This is a genomic window from Pseudofrankia sp. EUN1h, assembly GCF_001854645.1.
Taxonomy (GTDB): Bacteria; Actinomycetota; Actinomycetes; order Frankiales; family Frankiaceae; genus Pseudofrankia; species Pseudofrankia saprophytica.
Window position 1 is genome coordinate 1 of record NZ_MBLN01000117.1, and the last position, 20,713, is coordinate 20,713.

The following is a 20,713-nucleotide window of genomic DNA, read 5'->3' on the forward strand; positions in this document are numbered from 1 at the left end:
GTCGTAGAACCCATCACGGAAACGGGTCAATGCGAAAAACAATTCAACATTGGCGTTCTCGCGCAGCAAACTCACCTCTACGACCTTCACGCGACTCGGATTGGTCTCAGTAAAGAGACACGATCACGTGAAGGGTGCCAGCTGTCCAGTAGATCGCCAACCCAACCCGAACTCGATCATGAGATGGTTAAATCTCAAGCCAAGAGCGCGTGTGCTTTTCCCATGATATCCAGCGCGGTCTCGGTCGTCGCGAGYCGGGACTTCAACCGCTCGTTCTCCCGACGGAGCTTCTCCAACTCGACCTGCTCCGCCGACTTCGCCGATTTCTTCTCCGAACCGYGCGCCACCTCGGGTCTCGCACTCAATACGCCCGCGTCACGCGCCCGCGCCCACTCGATCACATGCGACGAGAACAACCCCTCCCGACGCAGCACCGCGCCTTTCTCGCCATGCGGCGCGTTCTCATACTCCGCAAGAATCCGCAGCTTGTACGCCRCACTGAACACCCGCCGCGACGGACGCGGCGCCGGATCACGCCGCGACGACCCACCCGGCCCTTCGGGGGACTCTGACTCCACGAGCACAAGGATCTCCGATCACGCCCCCTGCAGCCAACTCGCCTCCAGCAGGTGTCTCACCCGAGACTGACACAGAGGGCTATGCAGCACAGGGCGACGCCGGAACCGCCCTGGTACTCACCGAGAAGGTCGCCGCAGATACGTCCACGGCCTTCGGTGAGCGTGATCCCCAGACGCTTCGAGCCCGCCTCGACGTCGCCCGGCGGACAGGCGGCACCGGCCAGCCAACTGCAGCGCTCCGAATCGCTCAAGAGGTCGAGTCCATCGCACATGCCGACCTGGGCGAGACACACTTCGTCGCACTCCGCAGCCGCTTCGAGGTCGCCATATGGACCGCCGAATGCGGCGAGCCCACCCGCGCCATGGAGATGTGGCAGATGCTCATCACCGACGCCGCTCGCCTCCTCGGACCTTCCCACGGCCTTACCAGAGACAGYGAAGCAAACCTGGCCGAACTCCGCGAGCAGTCAGATGACGGCGCACCAACCACATAGTCCAGAACGGCTGGCCCGATGGCGCATGACGTTCAGTTACCAGAACCCCGCCCTCGTTCGGGGACAGACCGGAGACGAACTGCACGGCARTGAACGATCCACCCCGGCACCAGACGACACGAGCGACGGCCGCCCGATCGTATGGTGTTCGAAAACCTCATACGGCGCAGGAGAAAACGGCTTCGGACGGCATCCAACGACACCGAAACAGCTGCAGAGGACTCCCGGTGGAGCTTTCTCATAATCTCCTGGTCGCTGAGCCCATGCGTCCTTCCACGGGCAAGAACCCTGTCAATCCCTAATCGTTCTCGGCCTCGACCGACTTACCCTGAAAACAGCCCGCGAGGGGCTTCAAGCTGCTCCTCGGTTAGGACGACGTCGCGCCACCGGCCATCACCGAGCCAGTAGATAGCGCGGATCGGTCCTGGCTCCCGTGGGATCACCAGCCAGAGGCGATCCACGCCCTTGGGCAGCGTCGGTGCGATCCTCGGCAGCGCCCCCGACTCAATCGAGCCGAGCGAGTCCAGCCAGTCGAAGGTGACCACCACTACCGCGTGTCTTTCGGACAGGCCGGACGCGAGTAGCTTCCTCGGGACGTCGGCCTTCTCGGCGGAGGCCAACAGCTCGTTGCACCTCTGTACCACGAGATCGCCGTGGTCACTGCTGCCCCCGCTCCAACCTGCTGTGAAGTCCTGGACGAGGTAGAAGCCAGCCTTGTTTCCTTCGGCGGGTGGGGTGGATACGCACGACACTACGCGGAGGCGTCGCAGTTCCTGGGGTCGCCGGTCGGATATTCCTCGGCCTTCCAGCGACGTAGTGCCGTTCTCCTCAAGGCGGGCCAACGCTGCCGGCGCCTCTCGCTTGAGGTCTTTGATCCGTGCCTCTGGGCTCACTACGAGGACCCATGTTCGGGTCAGGCGGGAGACGGTTGTGTAGCTGGTTGACGCCGCTGAGAATCCCATTGCCGTCTCGTCCCGTGTGGACACGACCTCGACGGCCGCGCGTCGCCCATCGGCATACGTGATGGTCAGGTCGTGTCGCCCGTTGGGCCGGGGCTGGCGGGACCTGCGGGGCTGCGGGGACTGGTCGTCGTTGCGCACGACCTTGACGCCGAGCGCGGCTTGCAACGTCGCGCAGGCCAACCACTCGTCGGCGTCCTTACTTTTCACGAAGATCATCGTACTGGCCGAACTGAACACCGACGAGGTCCAACGCGGCGCACACCTCGCGATCCACTGCCGCGCAGGCGTCGGCCGCTCCACCCTGCTCGTCGCCGTCATCCTCATCCTGGCCGGCACCCACCCGGAAACAGCCTGGGACCAGATCCAGAACGCCCGCGACCTACCTGTCCTCGACACCCCAGAACAACGAGCTGGTCACCCAGCCAGCACAGCCGCCGCGGACGCGAACCCGCTCCTCCGCAGACGTCCAGAAATGGGAAAGCTGATCGGATCCGAGCCATCCAGGAGACGCGCGGTCATCGGACGCCGCGAGGCCCGCAGGCTGGTGGTCGTTGCCAGGCGTGGAACGGCCGGCGCCTTCGGTAGGTGCCCGAGCCGTCCCCTTGCGCCCGGCTGCTCGGATCATCGATCGCGGTGGCTGCCGTGAGTTTCCGGGCGAGCGGGTCAGCGGGCAACTGATACGTCGGCGGCGCCGACGCCCGCACGCCTCCCGAGCCGGAGATCTGGGTCAGGACGGGAAGCAGGGGCGCGCGGCTGGAGCGGATCGCGCTCTCAAGATCGACGTGGATGAGGAATGGATGAGGTCGCACGACCACGACGCGGGGCGGTGAGTGACCGCTAACTGGCGATCAGCGAATGTGCACGCCAGAGATGGCGCGGGCGATCACCAGGCGCTGGATTTCGCTCGTGCCCTCGAAGATGGTGTAGATCTTGGAGTCGCGGTACATGCGCTCGACGGGGTGGTCGCGGCTGTAGCCGGCGCCGCCGAGGATCTGGACGGCCTTCTCGGTGACCGCTACGGCGACCTCGCCGGCCTTGAGCTTCGACATCGAGCCCTCACCGGCCTCGAACGTCCTGTTCTGCTTGCCCATCCAGGCGGCCCGCCAGATGAGCAGGCGGGCGGCGTCGATCTCCATGCGCATGTCGGCCAGCGCGAACGCGATCGCCTGGTTCTCGATGATGGCCCGGCCGAAGGCCTCCCGGGTCTTGGCGTACTCGAGCGCGTACTCGTAGGCGGCGCGGGCGATGCCGATCGCCTGGGCGCCGACGGTGGGCCTGGTCCGCTCGAACGTCGCCATCGCGGCCTGGCCCTTGGAGCTGGTGCCCTCCCGGGCCTTGGCGAGGCGGGCGTCGAGCTTGTCCTTGCCGCCGAGCAGGCAGCTGCCGGGAATCCGTACCTCGTCGAGGAAGACATCGGCGGTGTGCGAGGCGCGCAGGCCGAGCTTCTTGATCTTCTTGTTGCCCTCGAGGCCGGGGGTGTTCGGCGGGATGACGAAGGTGGCCTGGCCGCGGGACTTCAGCGCCGGGTCGACGGAGGCGACGACGACGTGGATGTTGGCGATGCCGCCGTTGGTGATCCAGGCCTTCTGGCCGTTGATCACCCACTCGTCCTTGGCCTCGTCGTACCGGGCACGGGTGCGCAGCGAGGAGACGTCGGAGCCGGCGCCGGGTTCGGAGACGCAGAACGCGCCGACCTTCGGATCGGCGGCGTCGCCGTAGCACTGGGGAACCCACTCGAGCAGCTGCTCGACGGTTCCGGCCGACGAGATCGCGGCGGCGGCCAGCCCCGTGCCCATCAACGCCATGCCGATGCCGGCGTCGCCCCAGAACAGTTCCTCGCACACCACCGGCAGCGACAGTCCGGTCTCGTCGGCGAACATCGTCGCGATCGACTCGAAACCGTAGAGGCCAATCTTGGCGGCCTCCTGGATGACGGGCCAGGGGGTCTCTTCTCGTTCGTCCCACTCGGACGCGGCCGGGCGCACCACGTCCGCGGCGAAGCCGTGCGCCCAGTCGCGCAGCTCGCGCTGCTCGTCGGAGAGGTCGAGGCTGAAGCCGCTCATCTCGGTCGATCCCCCAGCTGGGTTCGGTCGGTAGAGGTCGATACCGCTCGGTAAGTATACCGACCGGTAACTTCCGGCGGAAGCCGTCTGGGCGGGGTCCGGTAGGTGGTGTCCCGCTGGGCGTTGATCGCCGTTTCGGCCCTTCGGTGGTCGTCGACAGGGACGGATCGTGACCGCGGGAGGGCGCGGACGGCGATCAACGCCTGGTGGGCGCGCGATCGCCGGGTGGTGCGATCGCCGGGTGGCGGGACGCTGAGTGGGGCGATCGCTGAGTGGGGCGATCGCCGAGTGGTTCGGCGCCGAGTGGGTGGAATGACGCGGGCGTGTGAGGATGGCGTCGGGTCTGGCCGGGGACTGGGGGAGGGTCGTGAACCTCTCCGAGGACGAGGCGCGGGCACGGTTCGCCGCCGCCAGAGTCGCTCGGTTGGCCACCATCGCGCCCGACGGCACGCCCCGGCTCGTCCCTGTCACGTTCGCCGTGCTGGCCGGGCTGGCACCGGGCCACGGCTTCGTGGCAGGTGGCCTCGGGACGGTCGTCACCGCCGTCGACCACAAGCCGAAGCGGACCACCCGGCTGCGCCGGCTCGACGACATCGCCCGCGATGAGCGCGTCAGCCTGCTCGCCGACGAGTATGACGACGACTGGAGCCGGTTGTGGTGGGCGCGGGCCGCCGGGACCGCCCGCGTCGTCGAGCCACCCGATCCCGCGCACGCGGTGGCGGCCAGCGCGCTCGCCGAGCGCTACCACCAATATCGCGACCATCCGCCCGCCGGCCCAGCCATCGTGGTCACCGTGACCCGCTGGACCGGCTGGTCATACCAGTAGCCAGCCGCTTGCGGCGGATCTTCGCAGGCTGGTGCTGCCTCAGGCGACGTCTGCCCCGTCGATCGCCAGGCGGATCCCCGTCCACGCGACTCCTCCCTGTCCTTTGGGGGATCCCGGGCGTCCTGTCAGACGTGAGGGTCACGAAACGGTGCTGGTCGTGGCTCTGGTGTCTGACAGGATTCCCCGTGACGTCGGACAGGATGTGCCCGTGCCCGCGCGCGGGCACGGGTCGAACGTCTCGTCAGGCGCCGGTGAGGTGCTCGAGGACGTCCGACACGGGTCGGCGCCTGGTGGGGGCCCACGGGGGAGCGGACGTGTCGGGGTAGCCGACACGCATGATCATCTGAGTGTGGCCGGTGCCGCCGGTCGCGGCGCGGACCAGCGCGCGAGTCGCCTCGATGTCGACGGCCTGGCCGAGCGGGGACGTCGCGAGGCCCTCGGCGGTGGCCGTCAGGAGCACCCGGCCCAGTGCCCGGCCGGCGCGCAGCCGGTCCGCCGGGCCGTCCGCGTCGGTGCCGAGGACCAGCGCGTTGGGGTGCTCGACCCGGGCGGTCCGCATCCGCTCGCCGGCCTCGTCCGCGCTGGCCGGCTCGCCGCCTGCGCCACCCGTACCACCACCCTGTTCGCTGGTGCCGCCGGTGAAGTCGCGCACGGGGAACTCCGTGGGCCGTGGCTGGGCGCTCGACAGCGCTGCCGGGCGCGGGATGCCGTCGGTGGCCTCGGGGTCGTCGCGGACCCAGGAGGCTAGCTCGGCCCGGTAGGCGGGGTCGTTGTGCTCGATCCAGTCGGCCCGGCCCAGCAGCACCGAGAGCTCCAGGCGGGCGTCCTCGCCGGTCAGCGACGCGAGCCAGCAGCCCTCCGCCTCGGCGGCCCGGCGTAGCGTGCGGACCTCGCCCGCGGGCAGGGCGGCCGGGGTGAACGGGCGGCGGTCGGTGTGCCGGCGGGTGATGGCGGCGGCGAGCCGGGTCTCGTCCTCGGTCGGCGGGCGATGACCGATGATCGTCAGTGTGGCCAGCCGCCCGGTGGCGAGGTCGGGGCCGTCGGGGAGCTCGCCGACCTCGACGTCCAGGCCCGCGGCGCGCAGCGACACCCAGCCGTTCAGCAACGCCGCCCCGCAGCTGACCAGCAGCTGGCGATGGTCCGGGTCGATGACGGGCACGGCCCGGGACAGGTCGGCGAACAGTTCCAGCGTCTCGTCGCGGAACCGCCATCTCCAGGGCTGGGTGTTGTGGATCGACGGCGCCAGGCCCGCGGCCTCGACCGCCCCGTACACCTGCTCGACCGAGAGTGTCGTGCCCTGCGTGACCATGGTCGTCTCCTCGTCCGACGACGGCACCCCGCGCCCGGGCCCGTCCTTGCCTCCGAGCCCATCCTTCCCTCCCCCTACCCCACCTCGGCCGGGTCGTCCCCATCAAGGGCCGAAGTCACCGTGATGGTCACTCCGACCGGCCTGGCGACCCAGGCTTGGGGGCCATTACCCAGGACCGTGGGATGCGGATGGGGAAGCGGATGAGGAGAAGGACGTCCGGGCGGCGAAGCCGGGACCTGGAGCGGTCAGCAGGCGGGCGCCGGGGAACCGGAGGTGCCGCTGTAGACGTAGGCGTGCTGGATCCAACCGCCCGAGGTCAACTGGTCCCAGATCTCGCCCGTGTCCGCCGCGCGCGCCTGGCAACGCAGCACGACGAGGTCGCCGCTGAGCAGTCGGCCGATCGGGTCGGCCTGGCCCAGCAGCGCGCCGGTCAGGCCGGAGACCACCTGTCCGACGACCCCCAGCACCGACACCTCCTGCGTGAGCGGGAACGGCCCGGTGTCCGACCGAGGGGGGTTCGAACCCAGTTTCGGCGAGCTGACCGTCCCGACGCAGGCCGGCGGGCTGAGGGGCTCCGAACTGCCGCTCTGGATGTAGCCGGCTGGGATCCAGCCGGAGTCGGTGTAGACCCACAGCCGCGAGGTGCTCGTGGTCCCGCTGACCTGCTGGGCGTACAGGCCGCAGTAGATGTCGACGGGTGAGCCGTTGGGCACGGTGCCGCGCTGGCCGCCGAACAGACCGCCCGTCGACGGGCCCCGGTAGGCCGCCACCGCGGCGCCGCCGTCGCCCTGGACCGTGGTCCTGCTGGCCGCGGCCTCGTCGAGCGGCCGCCCGGTGGTCGTGGCGCGCGGCAACGTCGCCGCGGGCGGCCCGCCCGACGGTCCGGCTTCGCCGGGGAGGGGCGAAGCGGAGCCGGTGACGCCCGGCCCCGCCGAGGCGCTCGGCCCCCCGGACGGGTCGCCAGCCCCGCCTCCGGCTCCAGTTCCAGTCCCGGCTCCAGGCCCGGTCCCGGCTCCCGCTCCGGCCGCGGCCGCGCCGTCGGCACCGGGGGCGGTCGCCTGGCCCCCGTTACCCGCGCGGGCGCCGCCGCCCGCCGGGCGCGACGAGCCACCCGCGGTATCACCCCGGTCGCTGCCGCTCAACAGGGAATGGACGAGAGCGGTGCTGGCCAGCAGCAGGACCGCGAGCAGCGCCAGCAGGACCAGCAGCCGGCGTCGGGGGCGACGCCGGCGGCGATGACGCTCGGCGGCGCCCGGTCCGCCGTCGACGGGGCCGTCCAAGGGGATCAGATCGTGCTCGCCGTCCAGGCCGCCCGTCGGCTCACCGCCCGGCTGGCGCGGGGCCGCGTCCTCGTCGTCCCGGTCAGCCAGGACGACCGGCGCGGCCACGCCGGCATCCGCCGCGTCGATGGTCGTCGCGACCGGCGCGGTCGACCCACCGTCGGCCAGCGCGCCCACCGTGCCAGCACCGCCCACCGTGCCGGCGCTGCCAACCGTGCCGGCTGTGCGGGTCAGGCCGGCCGTGCCCATCAGGCGGGCCGCGCCGGCCGCGCCCGCCATGCCTGCCGCGCCGACGATGCCGACCGCGCCGGCCAGGCCGACCGCGCGGGCTGTGCCGCCCGGGCCACCGCTCTCCGTGGTGTCAGCCGTGCGGGCCGTGGCGGGCGGCGCGTCGGGCGCCGGCGCCGCGGCCGGAGGGACCGCACCCGCGACCGGTCCGCGGGCCGGCGCGCCCACTCCGGTCGGCCTGGCCTTCGGCTGGTCGTTGATGGTGGCGAGGAGCCGAATGGCGCCGGGCCGTCGGTTCGGGTCGCGGTCCAGAGCGGCGGTGACCATCGGCAGCAGGTCGGCCGGCACGCCGTCCAGGCCCGGTGGGTTGGACAGGATCCGCATCGCGGTCGCGGCCGGCGTCTGCGCGTCGAACGGGTGTTCGCCGCGGGCGGCGAACGCGACGCACATCCCCCAGTTGAAGATGTCGGTCGCGGTCGTGGCCGGGTCGCCGTTGAGCTGTTCGGGCGCCATCCACGCGACGGTGCCGATCACGCTTCCGCCGCTGGTGTTGCCGGTGAGGTCGTCGGCCCTGGCGAGCCCGAAGTCGATGATCTTCGGGCCTTCCCAGGTGAGCAGGATGTTCGCGGGCTTCAGGTCGCGGTGCACGACGCCGGCGGCGTGCACCGCGACCAGGCCCTCGGCGAGCCCGGTGGCCAGCGCGGTCAGGTTCGGCCCGCTCAGCGCGCCGTGCCGGGCGACGGCGGTGAGCAGGTTGACGCCCTCGACGTACTCGGTGGCCATCCACGGCTCGTCGGCGTCCGGATCGGCGTCGAGCACCTGGGCGACGCGGGTGCCGCGTACCCGGCGCGCGGCCGTGATCTCCCGGCTGAAGCGTTCGCGGAACTGCGGCTCGTCGAGCAGATCGGAGCGGATGACCTTCACCGCGGCCGGCTGCCCATCCGGGTCCACGCCGAGGAACACGGTCCCCATCCCGCCGGCGCCCAGCCGTCCACGCAGCCGGTAGCTGCCCACGACGCGGCGGTCCGCGGGGCCCAACGGAGTCAGCACGCCGGTCCCACCCGTGATCAACCCTCTCGCGCTACCGAACCCGACCGGACCTTCGACTTGTCACGGTAGGGCCCATCGTCCCGTGGAATCCTCCCAGAGAGGCCCAAGTGTGCTAATGGTGGCCCACTGCGGTGGGTGTATCGCGGCCAGGTCGGCGCGGTGCTACGCAAGACCGTCCGGCCAAGGCCGTAAGCCCGATGGTGAGGCTGGCTCGGCGGGCCGGTCAGCAGGCGGGGGCGGGGGAGTCTGAGGTGCCGCTGTAGACGTAGGCGTGCTGGATCCAGCCACCGGAGGCCATCTGGTCCCAGACCTCGCCCGTGTCCTTCACGCGTGCCTGGCAGCGAAGTACGACGAGGTCGCCACCGTGCAACTGCCCGATCGGCTCGGCGTTGCGCAGCCGCCCGCTGGTCAGGCTGGAGTCGCTCTGCCCGACGACCCGGAGTATGGACACGTCCTGGGTGAGTGGGAATGGCCCGGTGTCCGGTTGGGGGGCGTTCGAACCCGGCGTCGGTGAGCCGACCGTCGCGATGCAGGCGGGCGGGCTGACGGGCGCTGGGCTGCCGGTCTGGATGTAGCCGGCCGGGATCCAGCCGGAGTCGGTGTAGACCCACAGCCGCGAGGTGCTCGTGGTCCCGCTGACCTGCTGGGCGTACAGGCCGCAGTAGATGTCGACGGGTGAGCCGTTGGGCACGGTGCCGCGCTGGCCGCCGAACAGGCCACCCGTCGACGGGCCCCGGTAGGCGAGTACGGCGGCGCCGTCGTTGCCCAGGACGGTGGTCCTGCTGGCCGCGGTCTCGTCGAGCGGTCGCCCGGTGGTGGCGGCGCGGGGCAACGTCGCCGGGTCGACGCCGGCCGCCGGGCCGTCCGTCCCGGCAAGGGACGCGGCGGAGCCGGTAGCGCCCGGCGCGCCTGGCCCGTCGCTGGCCCCCGGCGCGGGGTCGGAGCCGACCGTGCCGACCGCGCTTGCCAGGCGCGTGTCGGGCGCGGCGCCGGCCGTGCTGCCCCTGCCGGCGCCGGCCGCGCGAGGTGAGCCTCCCGCGGTTTCGTCCCGGTGGTCGTCGCGCAACAGCGAATGGATGAGCGCGGTGCTGGCCAGCAGAAGGACCGCCAGCAGCGCGAGCAGGAGCGGCAGCCGCCGTCGACGGGGCGGGCGGCGCGCGGCGGCGCCAGGCCCGCCCGCTGTGGGGCCGTCGGGTGCGGCGAGGTCGTGCGTGTCGTCCTGGCTGACGGCCGCGGGTTCTCGGGCCGGCTGGCGAAGGGCTTGTGCCGCGTCGTCCCAGTCGGCGACTGGCGCGGCCGCGTCGGCTTCAGCCACGGACCGCGGCCAGGCACCGGCCGTGGGCGCGGTGGGCGGTGTCTGCTGCAAACCAGCCGCGTGGGCGCCGCCGTCCCTCGTGTCCGAGGCCATCGCGACCGGCGTGGCCGACCCGCGGGAGGCCGGCGCGCTGGCCGGGTCCTCGGGCGCGCCTCGCGGTGGCATCGCGGCCGGAGGGATCCAGTCCGCGAGCGGTGGGCGGGTCGCGCCCGCGGCTGTGGGGCACGCCTGCTGTGGGGCGGCAAGAGCGGCGAGAAGTCTGATGGCGCCGGGTCTGCGGCCTGGGTCGCTGTCGAGGGCGGCGGTGACCATCGGCAGCAGGTCGGCCGGCACGCCGTCCAGGCCCGGTGGGTTGGACAGGATCCGCATCGCGGTGGCGGCCGGGGTCTGTGCCTCGAACGGGTGGTGGCCGCGGGCGGCGAACGCGACGCACATCCCCCAGTTGAAGATGTCGGTCGCGGTCGTGGCGGGGTCGCCGTTGAGCTGTTCGGGCGCCATCCACGCGACGGTGCCGATGACGCTTCCGCTGCTGGTGTTGGCGGTGAGGTCGTCGGCCCTGGCGAGCCCGAAGTCGATGATCTTCGGGCCTTCCCGGGCGAGCAGGATGTTCGCGGGTTTCAGGTCGCGGTGTACGACGCCGGCGGCGTGTATGGCGACCAGGCCCTCGGCGAGCCCGGTGGCGAGCGTGGTCAGGTTCGCTCCGCGCAGCGGGCCGTGCTGGGTGACCGCGGTGAGCAGGTCGGTGCCCTCGACGTACTCGGTGGCCATCCACGGCTCGTCGGCGTCCGGGTCGGCGTCGAGCACCTGGGCGACGCGGGTGCCGCGTACCCGGCGCGCGGCCGTGACCTCCCGGCTGAAGCGTTCGCGGAACTGTGGCTCGTCGAGCAGATCGGAGCGGATGACCTTCACCGCGGCCGGCCGGCTGTCGTCGTCCACACCCAGGAAGACGGTCCCCATCCCGCCGGTGCCCAGCCGGCCGCACAGCCGGTAGTTGCCCACCGCGCGGCGGTCCGTCGGGCCTAACGGAGTCAGCACGCCGGTCCCACCCGTGATCAACCCTCTCGCGCTACCGAACCCGACCGGACCTTCGGCCTGTCACGGTGGGGAACATCGTCGTGCGAAATCCTTGCAGAGCGACCCACGCGCGCCGGTAGCGGCTCACCGTGGTGCGTGTGCTGAGTGACTCGACGTGGCCGTGGGTAGTTCGTGGAAATGGCTGGAGCCGATCCGATGGACGTCCTGGCCGAGTTGATGACCCGGCACGGTCGAACGTTCGCCGAGGACATCGAGGCCGACGTCGCCGCCGACACCGCGGAGGCGATGTTCCGGCTGCTGGTCTTCGCGTCGCTGGCCAGCGCGCGGATTCGGTCATCGGCGGCGCTGGAGGCGTCGAAGGCGATGTTCGCGGAAGGGTGGACGAACCCCGCCGCGATGGCCGACACCACGTGGGAGCAGCGGGTCCGCGTGCTCCACGAGCACGGCTACGCCCGATACGACGAGAGCACGGCCCGCGTCCTCGGCGATGCGTGCCACTACCTGCTCGACACCTACGACGGCGACGTCCGGGGCGTGYGGGACGCGGCTGACTACCACGCCGGCCGGGAGCACACGCTGCTCGTGCAGATCAAGGGGATCGGGCCGGTCGGCGCCGACATCTTCCTGCGCGAGGCGCAGGCCGGCTGGGACGAGCTCGTCCCGTACGTCGACGCCCGCACCCGCCAGACCGCCCGGGATCTCGGCCTGCCCGGCGACCCGCGCCGCCTGCTCGAGCTGGTCGAGCGGGAGGACTTCCCGCTGCTGGTCGCCGCGTTGGTCCGCGGCCGCCTGGAGCACGACATCGACCAGGTGATCGACGCCGCCGCGCACCGTTGACGCCGCGACGCACTGTTGACGGCGCCGCGCACTGTTGACGGCGCCGCGCGGGAGACCCGCGCTGCCCGGCAGCCGTGGCGTTGGTCTCGACCACGCCGGTCCGGGTGCGGCAGATCGCCGGGAAGATTGCGCAGCCCGCTAGGCTTCTGTGTTCTGGTTGTAGCTGGGCCGGGGTCTCCCGTGGGTTCCAGCCGGATCGGCGGTGGTGCCGACCCGGCTGGTCCGTGATCTGTCCGCCAAGCCGTGCCTGCGCCGAACGCGCGGATTCAGCGTCGCGCGAGGTGGGGCAGGTCGGTGGGAGGCCGTTTCCCAGCGGCCCGGCCGATAAGGACATCAGATCGGCTATGTACCCTTTTGTGCCGGTTCGTTTCGCGGAGGAGCGCAGTGTCCCCGACCCGTGACCCGCGGCTCGTCCGCGAGCAGGCCTACGTCGATCTGCTCTACGCGCGCCTCGACGAGGTCAGCGACCTGACCCGTGCCCAGCTGCGGCAGGTGCTGCTGGACGTCGGCACCGGGACGCCGCAGGCGGTCGTCGAGCGGGACGTGTTCGCCGCGACCCACGCCGAGCGGCTGGCCAGGCTGGAGGCCGCCGAGGGCCGGCTGTGCTTCGGCGCGATGCACCGCGTCGACGGGACGCGCACCTACATCGGCCGGATCGGGCTCTCCGACGCCGAGCAGGAGCCGATCCTGGTCGACTGGCGCGCGCCCGTCGCGACCGCCTTCTACCAGGCGACGCTCGCCGAGCCGCGCGGCCTGGTCCGCCGGCGCCACCTGCGCACCAAGGGCCGCGAGGTGACGGGCGTCGCGGACGACCTGCTGTCCGTCGGTCCCGAGAGCGCCGTGCCCCCCGCCGGTGCCGCGAGCGAGGCGGGAACAGCGGGCGCGGCGCGCGTCGGGACCGAGGGCGCCTTCGGGACCGAGAGCGCCGCCGAGGCCGACCGGCCGACCGGCGACACGATGCTGCTTGAAGCGCTGTCCGCGCCACGCACCGGCCGGATGGGCGACATCATCGCCACGCTCCAGGCCGAGCAGGACCGCGTCATCCGGGCCGACGCCCGCTCGGTGCTGGTCGTCGACGGCGGCCCGGGCACCGGCAAGACCGCGGTGGCGCTGCACCGGGCTGCCTACCTGCTCTACTCCGAGCGGGCCAGGCTGGAGCGCTCCGGCGTGCTGATCGTCGGTCCCAGCCCGGTGTTCCTGCGCTACATCGACCAGGTGCTGCCCTCGCTCGGCGAGACCGGGGTGGTGTTCGCGACCCCGGGCCGGCTCTTCCCCGGCGTCGCCGCGACCACGACCGACCCGGTGGCGCTCGGGAGCCTCAAGGGCGACGAGCGGATGGCGGCCGTGCTCGCCGCCGCGGTCCGGGAGCACCAGCGGCTGCCGCGGCGGACGATCGAGATCGTCCACGACGATGACCGGACGCTGCGCCTCGACCGGGACACCGTGGCCCGCGCGCGGACCAGGGCGCGGCGCAGCCGCCGCCCGCACAACGGCGCCCGCCGGGTGTTCCTGCGCGAGCTGCTCGACGAGCTCACCGGCCAGGTCGTGCGCCAGATCTCCGGTGGGTTGCTCGACGACGACGAACGCGCCGACGTCCGCGAGGGGCTGTGGGCGGACCCGGCCGTGCGGCGGGCGCTCGGCGACCTGTGGCCCCGGCTCACCCCCGTCCAGCTGCTTGAGAGCCTCTACACCGACCGTGACCTGCTCGCCAGGTCCGCCGCGCGGATCCTGACCCCGGCCGAGCGTGACCTGCTGCAGGGCGTCCGTCGGCAGGCAGCCGCCCGCCACGAAGATCTGTTCAGCGCGCTCGAAGCGGACGAGGCTCCCGCGCCCGGCGGCGCGACCGGCGCCGGCCACGACCGCGACCGCGACGACCGCCGCGACGGTCGGGCCGGTCGGGCCGGTCGAGGAGGCGGGCGGGTCTGGACGATCGCCGACGTGGCGCTGCTCGACGAGGCGGCCGAGCTGCTCGGCGACCCGGACGAGGGCAGCAGGGAGGCGGCCGAGGCGCGCGCGGCCAGGGAGCGGGCGGCCGAGCGCCGCTACGCCGAGGACGTGCTGGAGATGCTGGGACTCGCCGGCGAGCTCGACGCGGACACCGTGGCCGACCGGTGGCGAGGGCCGCGCCGGCGCGCGAGCGCCGCCGAGCAGGGCGCGACCGACCGGGAGTGGGCGTTCGGCCACCTCATCGTCGACGAGGCGCAGGAGGTCTCGCCGATGCTGTGGCGGCTGCTGTGGCGGCGCTGCCCGGCGCGCAGCGCGACCCTGGTCGGTGACCTCGCCCAGGCGGCGCGCCCCGGCGCGCCCGCGACGTGGGCGCAGATCCTCACGCCGCACGTGGGCGATCGGTTCCGGGTCGAGCGGCTGACGGTGAACTACCGCACCCCGCGAGAGATCATGGACGTCGCCGCGGACGTGCTGGCCGCGAGCGGGTCGGCGGCCGCGGCGCCGGAGTCGGTCCGGTCGGCCGGTGAGCCGCCGCTGGCCGTGCGGGTGGCCTCGCTCGACGGGCTCGCGAACGCGGTGGCCGCCGAGACCATCCGGACGGCCGGGATCATCGGCGAGGGCCGGATCGCGGTGATCTGCCCGCCGGAGACGGTCGGTTCGGTGCGCGGCGCGCTGTGCCGGGTCGCGCCGGAGCTCCTCGGCGCGGCCGGGTCCGGCCCGGGTGCCGGCGACGGCGCGGAGGTCCTGGACGCGCGGGTGGCGGTGCTGACCGTCGCCGACAGCAAGGGGCTGGAGTTCGACGCCGTCCTGCTCGTCGAGCCGTCGGCGCTGCTCGCCGGGCCGACCAGGGGCCTCGCGGACCTCTACGTCGCCCTGACGCGGGCCACCCGCTCGCTGACCGTCCTGCACACCGGCGACCTCCCGCCCGTCCTGGCCCGCCTCGAGTCCTGATCTCGGCCCCCGATCTACGCCGGGCCGCCCAGCTCCAGCTCTCCAGCTCTCCAGATCTCCAGATCTCCAGATCTACCGATCTACCGATCTCACCGCGTTGGCCCGGTCGCGCGGCGCATCCTGATCTCACGGCTGGTGATCGCGCGGCGCGAGATTTGTCGCACCTGTGGGTTACCGTGCCGGTGTCGTCAGGTGAGCCACGTTTCGGGGGCGGTTCCAGTGACGGAGGACGAGCGCGCGGAGTGGGACGCGCCGGCAACGGCGGCCACGGCAACGGCGGCCACGGTGGCGCGGGCGGGGCCGGTGGGCTCCCGGCGCGTGCCCCTGGTCCCGTGGTTCACGGCCTGGCTGCTCGGGCGGCTGACCGGGAGCGTGGCGGCGCGGCGCAGCGTGCGGTTCTTCGAGGACGCCGGTCCCCGGCTCGTCGGGATCGTCGCGCTCGACCTGGCGGGCGCCCTGTCGTTCGCCGTCGCGCCGTTCATCCTGCGCCACCTGATCGACGCCGGTCTCACGGCCCCGCGGGGGCGGTCGGCGCTGGTCGCGTCCGTCGCGGCGCTGCTCGTCGTCGCCCTGCTCCAGGCCACGACGACCGCCGTCTCCCGGGTGCTCAGCTCCGGGCTCGGCGAGCTCGTCGGGCAGCGGGCCGGGCAGGCGGTGCACGACCACCTGCTGCGGGTGCCGTTCGCCTTCTTCCCCGGGCAGCGCCAGGGCGACCTGTTCGCCCTGTTCGGCCAGGACACCGCCGAGATCGAGTCGTCGGTGGCGATGGTGCTGCCGCGCGCGGTGACCACCGGGATCAGCGCGGTCGTCGGCGTCGCGACCATCGCGATCCTCGACTGGCGGCTCGCCGCGGTGTCACTGCTGCTCGCGCCTGGAGTGTTCGCGCTGCTGGCCGTCGGGCGCCGGGAGGGACGTCGCCTGTCCGTGGAGCTCATCAGGCTGCGGGTGAAGCACTTCGGGCAGATCGGGGACACCATCGGCATCTCCGGCGCGCTGCACATCCGGCTGTTCGGCCGGACCGGGCACGAGTCGGCGAGATACGCCGAGATCGCCGCCGACATGCGCCGGACGGCGCAGCGGCGCAACCGGGTGAACGCCGTCGCCGGTCTGATGTCGTCGGCCGGGGCGGCGGTCGCGGTGGTCATCGTCGTCGGCTTCGGCTCGTGGCTGGTGAGCTCGGGACGGGCGACGATCGGGACGCTGCTCGCGTTCGCGAGCGCGCTGCTCTACGCCTACCGGCCGGTGACCGGGCTCGCCGAGAGCCGTTCCGACCTGCTCGACGCGGGCGTCGCCTTCGAGCGGGTGTTCGGCCTGCTGGACGTCTCCCCGGACGTCCGTGACCTGCCGGTGGCGACGCCGGACGACCGCCCGCCCGTCACGGCCGTGCCCCGGCAGGCTCGGCCCGAGCGGGCCCGGCCGGCGCGACCGGCCGAACCGGCGGAGCCGGTCGATCCGTCGGGGCCCGCGCGGCCGGGCCAGAGCGCGCCCGAGATCCGGATCGAGGACCTGTGGTTCCGATACGAACGAGACCCGAGCGCGGACTGGTCGGCCGCCGGGCGCGAGCTCGGCCGGCGCTGGTGGGACGTCCAGGGCGAGGAGGCCGCGGCCGCGGCGCGGGAGGAGCGGGAGCTCGCCGAGGCCGCCCGGGCGCGGCGCGCGGCTGAGGGAGGGGCGGCGCGGGGACTGGCGGCGCCGGACGAGCAGGAGTGGGCGCTGCGTGGCCTGAGCCTGGTGGCCGCCGCGGGCGCGAAGACGGCGATCGTCGGGTCGAGCGGCGCGGGCAAGAGCACGCTCGGCGCCCTGCTCGCCGGCATCTACCTCCCGACCCGTGGCCACATCCGCTGCGACGGCGAGGACCTCGCGACGATGGACTGGCGCCGGCTGCGCTCGATCGTCGGCGTCGTCCCGCAGGACCCGTTCATGTTCCACGACACGATCGGCGTGAACATCCGCTATGGCCGGATCGCCGCCGACGACGCGGCGACCGAGGCGGCGGCGCTGGACGCTGGCCTCGGGCCGCTGCTGGACAAGCTGCCGAAGCGGCTGGACACGGTCGTGGGCGCCCGCGGCTACCAGCTCTCCGGCGGCGAGCGCCAGCGGGTGGCGCTCGCCCGGGTGCTGCTCGCCGACCCGTCGCTGCTGGTCCTCGACGAGGCGACCTCCCAGCTGGACTCGGTGACCGAGCAGGTCGTGCAGGAGGCGCTCGCCCGGCTCGGCGCCGGCCGGACCCGCGTCGTGATCGCCCACCGGCTCTCCACGGTCGTCGACGCCGACGCGATCCACGTCCTGGCCCATGGTGAGGTCGTCGAGTCCGGCACCCATGAGGAGCTGCTCGCCCGCGACGGCGCCTATGCCCACCTCTACGCCCACCAGCTCGCCGATGACGGCCCCGCGCCGCGGCGCTGAGCGGGACCGAACCGGGCTGGGCTGGGCGGCGGGCTCGCGCGGCCACGCGCCCGGACAGATCGGACACGCGCGCGATCGGCCGGTCCGTTCCGCTTCGTTCCGCTTCGGTATGGTTGGCGCGCCCTTTTCCGGCGCGGTGCGCCGTTCGTCGGCCTGCCGGCGAACGGCGGGGGCGGGCGACGCGAACGGGGTGACGCGGCGGGGCGGCGCGGGCGGGGCGGACAAAGGGGAATCGTGGCGCTCGACAACATCAGGCTCGGTGAGCTGCTGGTTCTCGTCGCCGAGGGCAAGGTCCAGCTCCCCGAGTTCCAGCGGTCCTGGAAGTGGGACGACGACCGGATCCGCTCGCTGCTGGCCACGGTGACGCTGGACTATCCGCTCGGCGTCGTGATGACGCTGGAGACCGGTGGCGTGACCCGGTTTCGCACCCGGGCCCTGCACGGCACGCCGCCCGCGACGCCCGCCGTGGAGCCCGAGCAGCTGCTGCTGGACGGCCAGCAGCGGCTCACCTCGCTCTACCAGGCGCTGCTGTCCGACCGGCCGGTCGACACCGAGGACTCCCAGCACAGGCCGGTCGAGCGCTGGTACTACGTCGACATCGACCACGCGACCGACCCGGCCGCCGACCGGGAGGAGGCGATCCTGTCGGTGCCGGCGACGAAGGTCCTCAAGGAGGACTTCGGCCGCAGGGTCAGGCTCGACCTCACCACGACCGAGGCCGAGTGCGCGGCTGGCCTGTTCCCGCTGAACATCGCCTTCGACAACGACAAGGTGGTGGCCTGGCAGCGGGTCTTCGTGCGGTCCCGGCCCGGCGACGAGAACTGGGACCGCTGGTCGGCGTTCGAGAAGCGGGTCCTGCACCGGGTCACCGGCTTCCAGGTGCCGATGATCAGGCTGCCGAAGACGAYGGACAAGGTCGCGGTGTGCGCGGTCTTCGAGAAGGTGAACACCGGCGGCGTCGTCCTCAACGTCTTCGAGCTGCTCACCGCGATGTACGCCGGCGACAGCGGCTACTTCCAGGAGGCCGGCGAGGACTTCCACCTCGCCTCCGACTGGGCGCGGATCCACGCCGCGCTGGCCGAGAAGCACGAGATGCTCGCCGACCTGGAGAACATCGACTTCCTGCAGGCCGTCGCCCTCGTCGTCACCTACCTGCGCAAACGTGACTGGCTCGCCGGCCGCGCCGCCGGCACGGTGGGGCCGGGCACCGCGCCGGCCGTCGGCTGCAAGCGGCGCGACCTGCTCGACCTGCCGCTGCCGGACTACCGGGAATGGGCCGGCCGGGTCGCCGACGCGTTCGACTGGACCGGCGCGTTCCTGCGCGAGCAGTGCGTGTTCCAGTCGAGGTTCCTGCCGTACCGCACCCAGCTCATCCCGCTGGCCGCGATCCGGGTGATCCTCGGCGACCAGGCCGACAGGCCGCGGGTACGCGAACGGCTGGCTCGCTGGTACTGGTGCGGCGTGCTCGGCGAGCTGTACAGCGGGACGTTCGAGAGCCGCTTCCCGCGCGACGTCGAGCAGCTGGCCGCCTGGATCACCACCGACAGCCCCGAGCCGGACACCATCGTCGAGGCGACCTTCCACGAGCAGCGGCTGGCCACCCTGACGACCCGCAGCAGCGCCGCCTACAAGGGCCTGTACGCGCTGTTGGTCAAACAGGGCGCCTACGACTGGTACTTCACCGAGGCGCCGATCGACGGCGAGAGCGCCGTCGGCCGCGACGTCGACATCCGAATGGTCTTCCCGAAGTCCTGGTTCCAGCGGGCCGGGCGCCGGGACGCCCGGATGGGCAGCATCGTCAACAAGACCGCCCTGTCCTACCAGGCCGGCCAGCGGATGGGTACCCGCGCGCCGGCCGCGTACCTCGACGTGCTGGCCAGGGAGGCGGGCGCCCCCGCGGACTGGCTCGACGACCGGGTCGCCACCCACCTGATCGATCCGGCGCTGCTGCGCGCCGCCGACTTCGACGCCTTCTACGCCGACCGCACGGCCCGGCTGCTCGACCTGGTCGACGACGCGATGGGCAAGCGCGCGGTGCGCTCCTCGGCGGCGGCCCTGGCCGACGGTCCGATCCCGACCGGCGTCTGAGGCGCGCGGTGGACGCCGACGACATCCGGGCGCTGCGGGACGCCTCGCTCACGATCGGCCAGCTTCTGGCGAGGTGGGGCCAGCGGGTCCGCGACGACATCGCGGTGCCCCGGATCAGCCGCGATCTGGCGGCCGCCGGGCTCACCACCTGGCCGGACTTCGCCCGCGGGCCGCTGACCACGGTCGTGCGCGTCGTGCCGCTGCCGGAGCCCGGCGCACGGGCCGCCGAGGAGCCCGGCTCCGACCCGGCCGACGACGAGCCCGGCCTCGACCCGGCAGACGACGAGCGCGACGCCGTCGAGGCCGCGCCGGCCGAGGCCCCGGCCAGGAGCACCGCGGACGCCGGGGACCCCTCGGCGCCGGGACGGCCGGCACCGCCGGAGCGGCCCGTACCTTCGGGGCAGCCGCAGCCGCAGCCGCAGCCGCAGCAGCCGCCACAGCAGCCGCCGCCGCGGCCGGGGCAGCCCGGGCAACCGCCGCGGCCGGGGCAGCTCGACGGCACGCCGCCCGACGGTGGGCGCAGGCGCGCACGTCGGCGCAGGAAGGGCGTGGCGTCCGGGCAGCCGGGCGCCGACGCGGATGGCGCCGCGCCCTGGGTCGCGATGAAGGTCGGCCACCTGCCGAGCGCGAAGGGCGGCGTGTCCAGCGTTCCCTCGGGCACGCCCCTGGCCAGGGTGACCACGCTCATGCTGAAGCGGGGCTACTCGCAGGTGCTGGTCCTGGACGGGTCGTCGAACCTGCGCGGGGCCGTGACGTGGCGTTCGATCGCGACCATGCAGGGCTCGCGCCGGCAGCACACCCTCGAGAACGCGACCGACCCGGACGTGGAGAGCGTCCAGGTGACGGACGACCTGCTGGCGACGCTGCCCAGGATCACCGAGCGCGGGTTCGTGATCGTCTGGCGCGACGGCCGGGTCTGCGGCATCGTCACGACCGCCGATCTCGCGACCGCGTACGACCGCCTCGCGCACCCGTACTTCCTGATCGGCGAGATCGAGCGGCGGCTGCGCCGCTGCCTCGGGCCCAGGTTCGGCATCGAGGACCTGCGGGCGGTCAACCCGGACGCGACTAGCGTCAGCAACCTGATGTTCGGGGAGTACCTCAAGCTGCTGCGTACGCCCGGGCAGTGGGCGAAGCTCAGCTGGGCGACGGTCGACCACCACCAGTTTCTTCATGACCTGGACGAGGTCCGGCGGATCCGTAACGAAATCATGCATTTCGACCCACGGCCRCTGACCGACCGGCAGAAGGAACATCTGCGTCAGTTCTGCGGCGTGCTCAAGGGCATGGATCCGTATTGACCCGGTGCCGACGCTGACCGCCAGGTCGCCGGCTGGCTACTCC

At 72.8% G+C, this 20,713-nt stretch carries 13 protein-coding genes; 6 read left to right on the forward strand and 7 right to left on the reverse strand.

Translation table 11 applies throughout. The features are described from left to right. Positions 1-194: 194 nt before the first annotated feature. The 4 genes from BCD49_RS39070 to BCD49_RS39085 all read right to left on the reverse strand — a co-directional run bounded on the left by BCD49_RS39070 (position 195) and on the right by BCD49_RS39085 (position 4,097). Positions 195-584 carry a transposase gene (locus BCD49_RS39070; RefSeq protein ID WP_083401978.1) on the reverse strand — a complete coding sequence of 130 codons (390 nt, stop codon included), beginning with the start codon at positions 582-584 and terminating at the stop codon, positions 195-197. A gap of 50 nt (positions 585-634) precedes the next feature. Continuing rightward, positions 635-997 (reverse strand): hypothetical protein, encoded by a 363-nt coding sequence (locus BCD49_RS39075; RefSeq protein WP_131803659.1) that lies wholly within the window; start codon positions 995-997, stop codon positions 635-637. A 398-nt stretch (positions 998-1,395) separates the two neighbouring features. Beyond that, positions 1,396-2,250, reverse strand: coding sequence for a hypothetical protein (locus BCD49_RS39080; RefSeq protein WP_157845289.1), 855 nt, complete (start codon positions 2,248-2,250; stop codon positions 1,396-1,398). Positions 2,251-2,882: 632 nt separating this feature from the next. Then, positions 2,883-4,097 (reverse strand): acyl-CoA dehydrogenase family protein, encoded by a 1,215-nt coding sequence (locus tag BCD49_RS39085; RefSeq protein WP_007513753.1) that lies wholly within the window; start codon positions 4,095-4,097, stop codon positions 2,883-2,885. A gap of 331 nt (positions 4,098-4,428) precedes the next feature. Between BCD49_RS39085 and BCD49_RS39090 the strand changes: the two genes are divergently transcribed. Continuing rightward, positions 4,429-4,923 carry a TIGR03668 family PPOX class F420-dependent oxidoreductase gene (locus tag BCD49_RS39090; RefSeq protein WP_007513754.1) on the forward strand — a complete coding sequence of 165 codons (495 nt, stop codon included), beginning with the start codon at positions 4,429-4,431 and terminating at the stop codon, positions 4,921-4,923. A 241-nt stretch (positions 4,924-5,164) separates the two neighbouring features. Here BCD49_RS39090 and BCD49_RS39095 read toward each other — a convergent pair whose 3' ends face one another. The 3 genes from BCD49_RS39095 to BCD49_RS45705 all read right to left on the reverse strand — a co-directional run bounded on the left by BCD49_RS39095 (position 5,165) and on the right by BCD49_RS45705 (position 11,140). Then, the gene (locus BCD49_RS39095) at positions 5,165-6,232 is read right to left on the reverse strand and encodes an Acg family FMN-binding oxidoreductase (RefSeq protein ID WP_007513755.1); all 1,068 of its coding nucleotides are present in this window, start codon (positions 6,230-6,232) and stop codon (positions 5,165-5,167) included. 245 nt (positions 6,233-6,477) lie between these two features. Beyond that, on the reverse strand, positions 6,478-8,790 hold the full coding sequence (locus tag BCD49_RS39100; protein ID WP_131803661.1) for a serine/threonine-protein kinase: 2,313 nt from the start codon (positions 8,788-8,790) through the stop codon (positions 6,478-6,480). Between the two features lie 223 nt (positions 8,791-9,013). After that, positions 9,014-11,140 (reverse strand): serine/threonine-protein kinase, encoded by a 2,127-nt coding sequence (locus BCD49_RS45705; protein WP_007519832.1) that lies wholly within the window; start codon positions 11,138-11,140, stop codon positions 9,014-9,016. Between the two features lie 195 nt (positions 11,141-11,335). Here BCD49_RS45705 and BCD49_RS39110 point away from each other — a divergent pair, with 195 nt between their 5' ends. The 5 genes from BCD49_RS39110 to BCD49_RS39130 all read left to right on the forward strand — a co-directional run bounded on the left by BCD49_RS39110 (position 11,336) and on the right by BCD49_RS39130 (position 20,670). After that, the gene (locus tag BCD49_RS39110; protein WP_083401979.1) at positions 11,336-11,977 is read left to right on the forward strand and encodes a hypothetical protein; all 642 of its coding nucleotides are present in this window, start codon (positions 11,336-11,338) and stop codon (positions 11,975-11,977) included. Between the two features lie 384 nt (positions 11,978-12,361). Continuing rightward, positions 12,362-14,875 carry a HelD family protein gene (locus BCD49_RS39115; RefSeq protein WP_007519828.1) on the forward strand — a complete coding sequence of 838 codons (2,514 nt, stop codon included), beginning with the start codon at positions 12,362-12,364 and terminating at the stop codon, positions 14,873-14,875. A gap of 219 nt (positions 14,876-15,094) precedes the next feature. Beyond that, positions 15,095-17,281, forward strand: coding sequence for an ABC transporter ATP-binding protein (locus BCD49_RS46060; protein WP_007519819.1), 2,187 nt, complete (start codon positions 15,095-15,097; stop codon positions 17,279-17,281). Between the two features lie 231 nt (positions 17,282-17,512). Beyond that, positions 17,513-19,369, forward strand: coding sequence for a DUF262 domain-containing protein (locus BCD49_RS39125; RefSeq protein ID WP_071042522.1), 1,857 nt, complete (start codon positions 17,513-17,515; stop codon positions 19,367-19,369). An 8-nt stretch (positions 19,370-19,377) separates the two neighbouring features. After that, entirely contained in the window at positions 19,378-20,670 is a 1,293-nt protein-coding gene (locus BCD49_RS39130) for a CBS domain-containing protein (protein WP_051466457.1), read from the forward strand. Positions 20,671-20,713 lie beyond the last annotated feature (43 nt).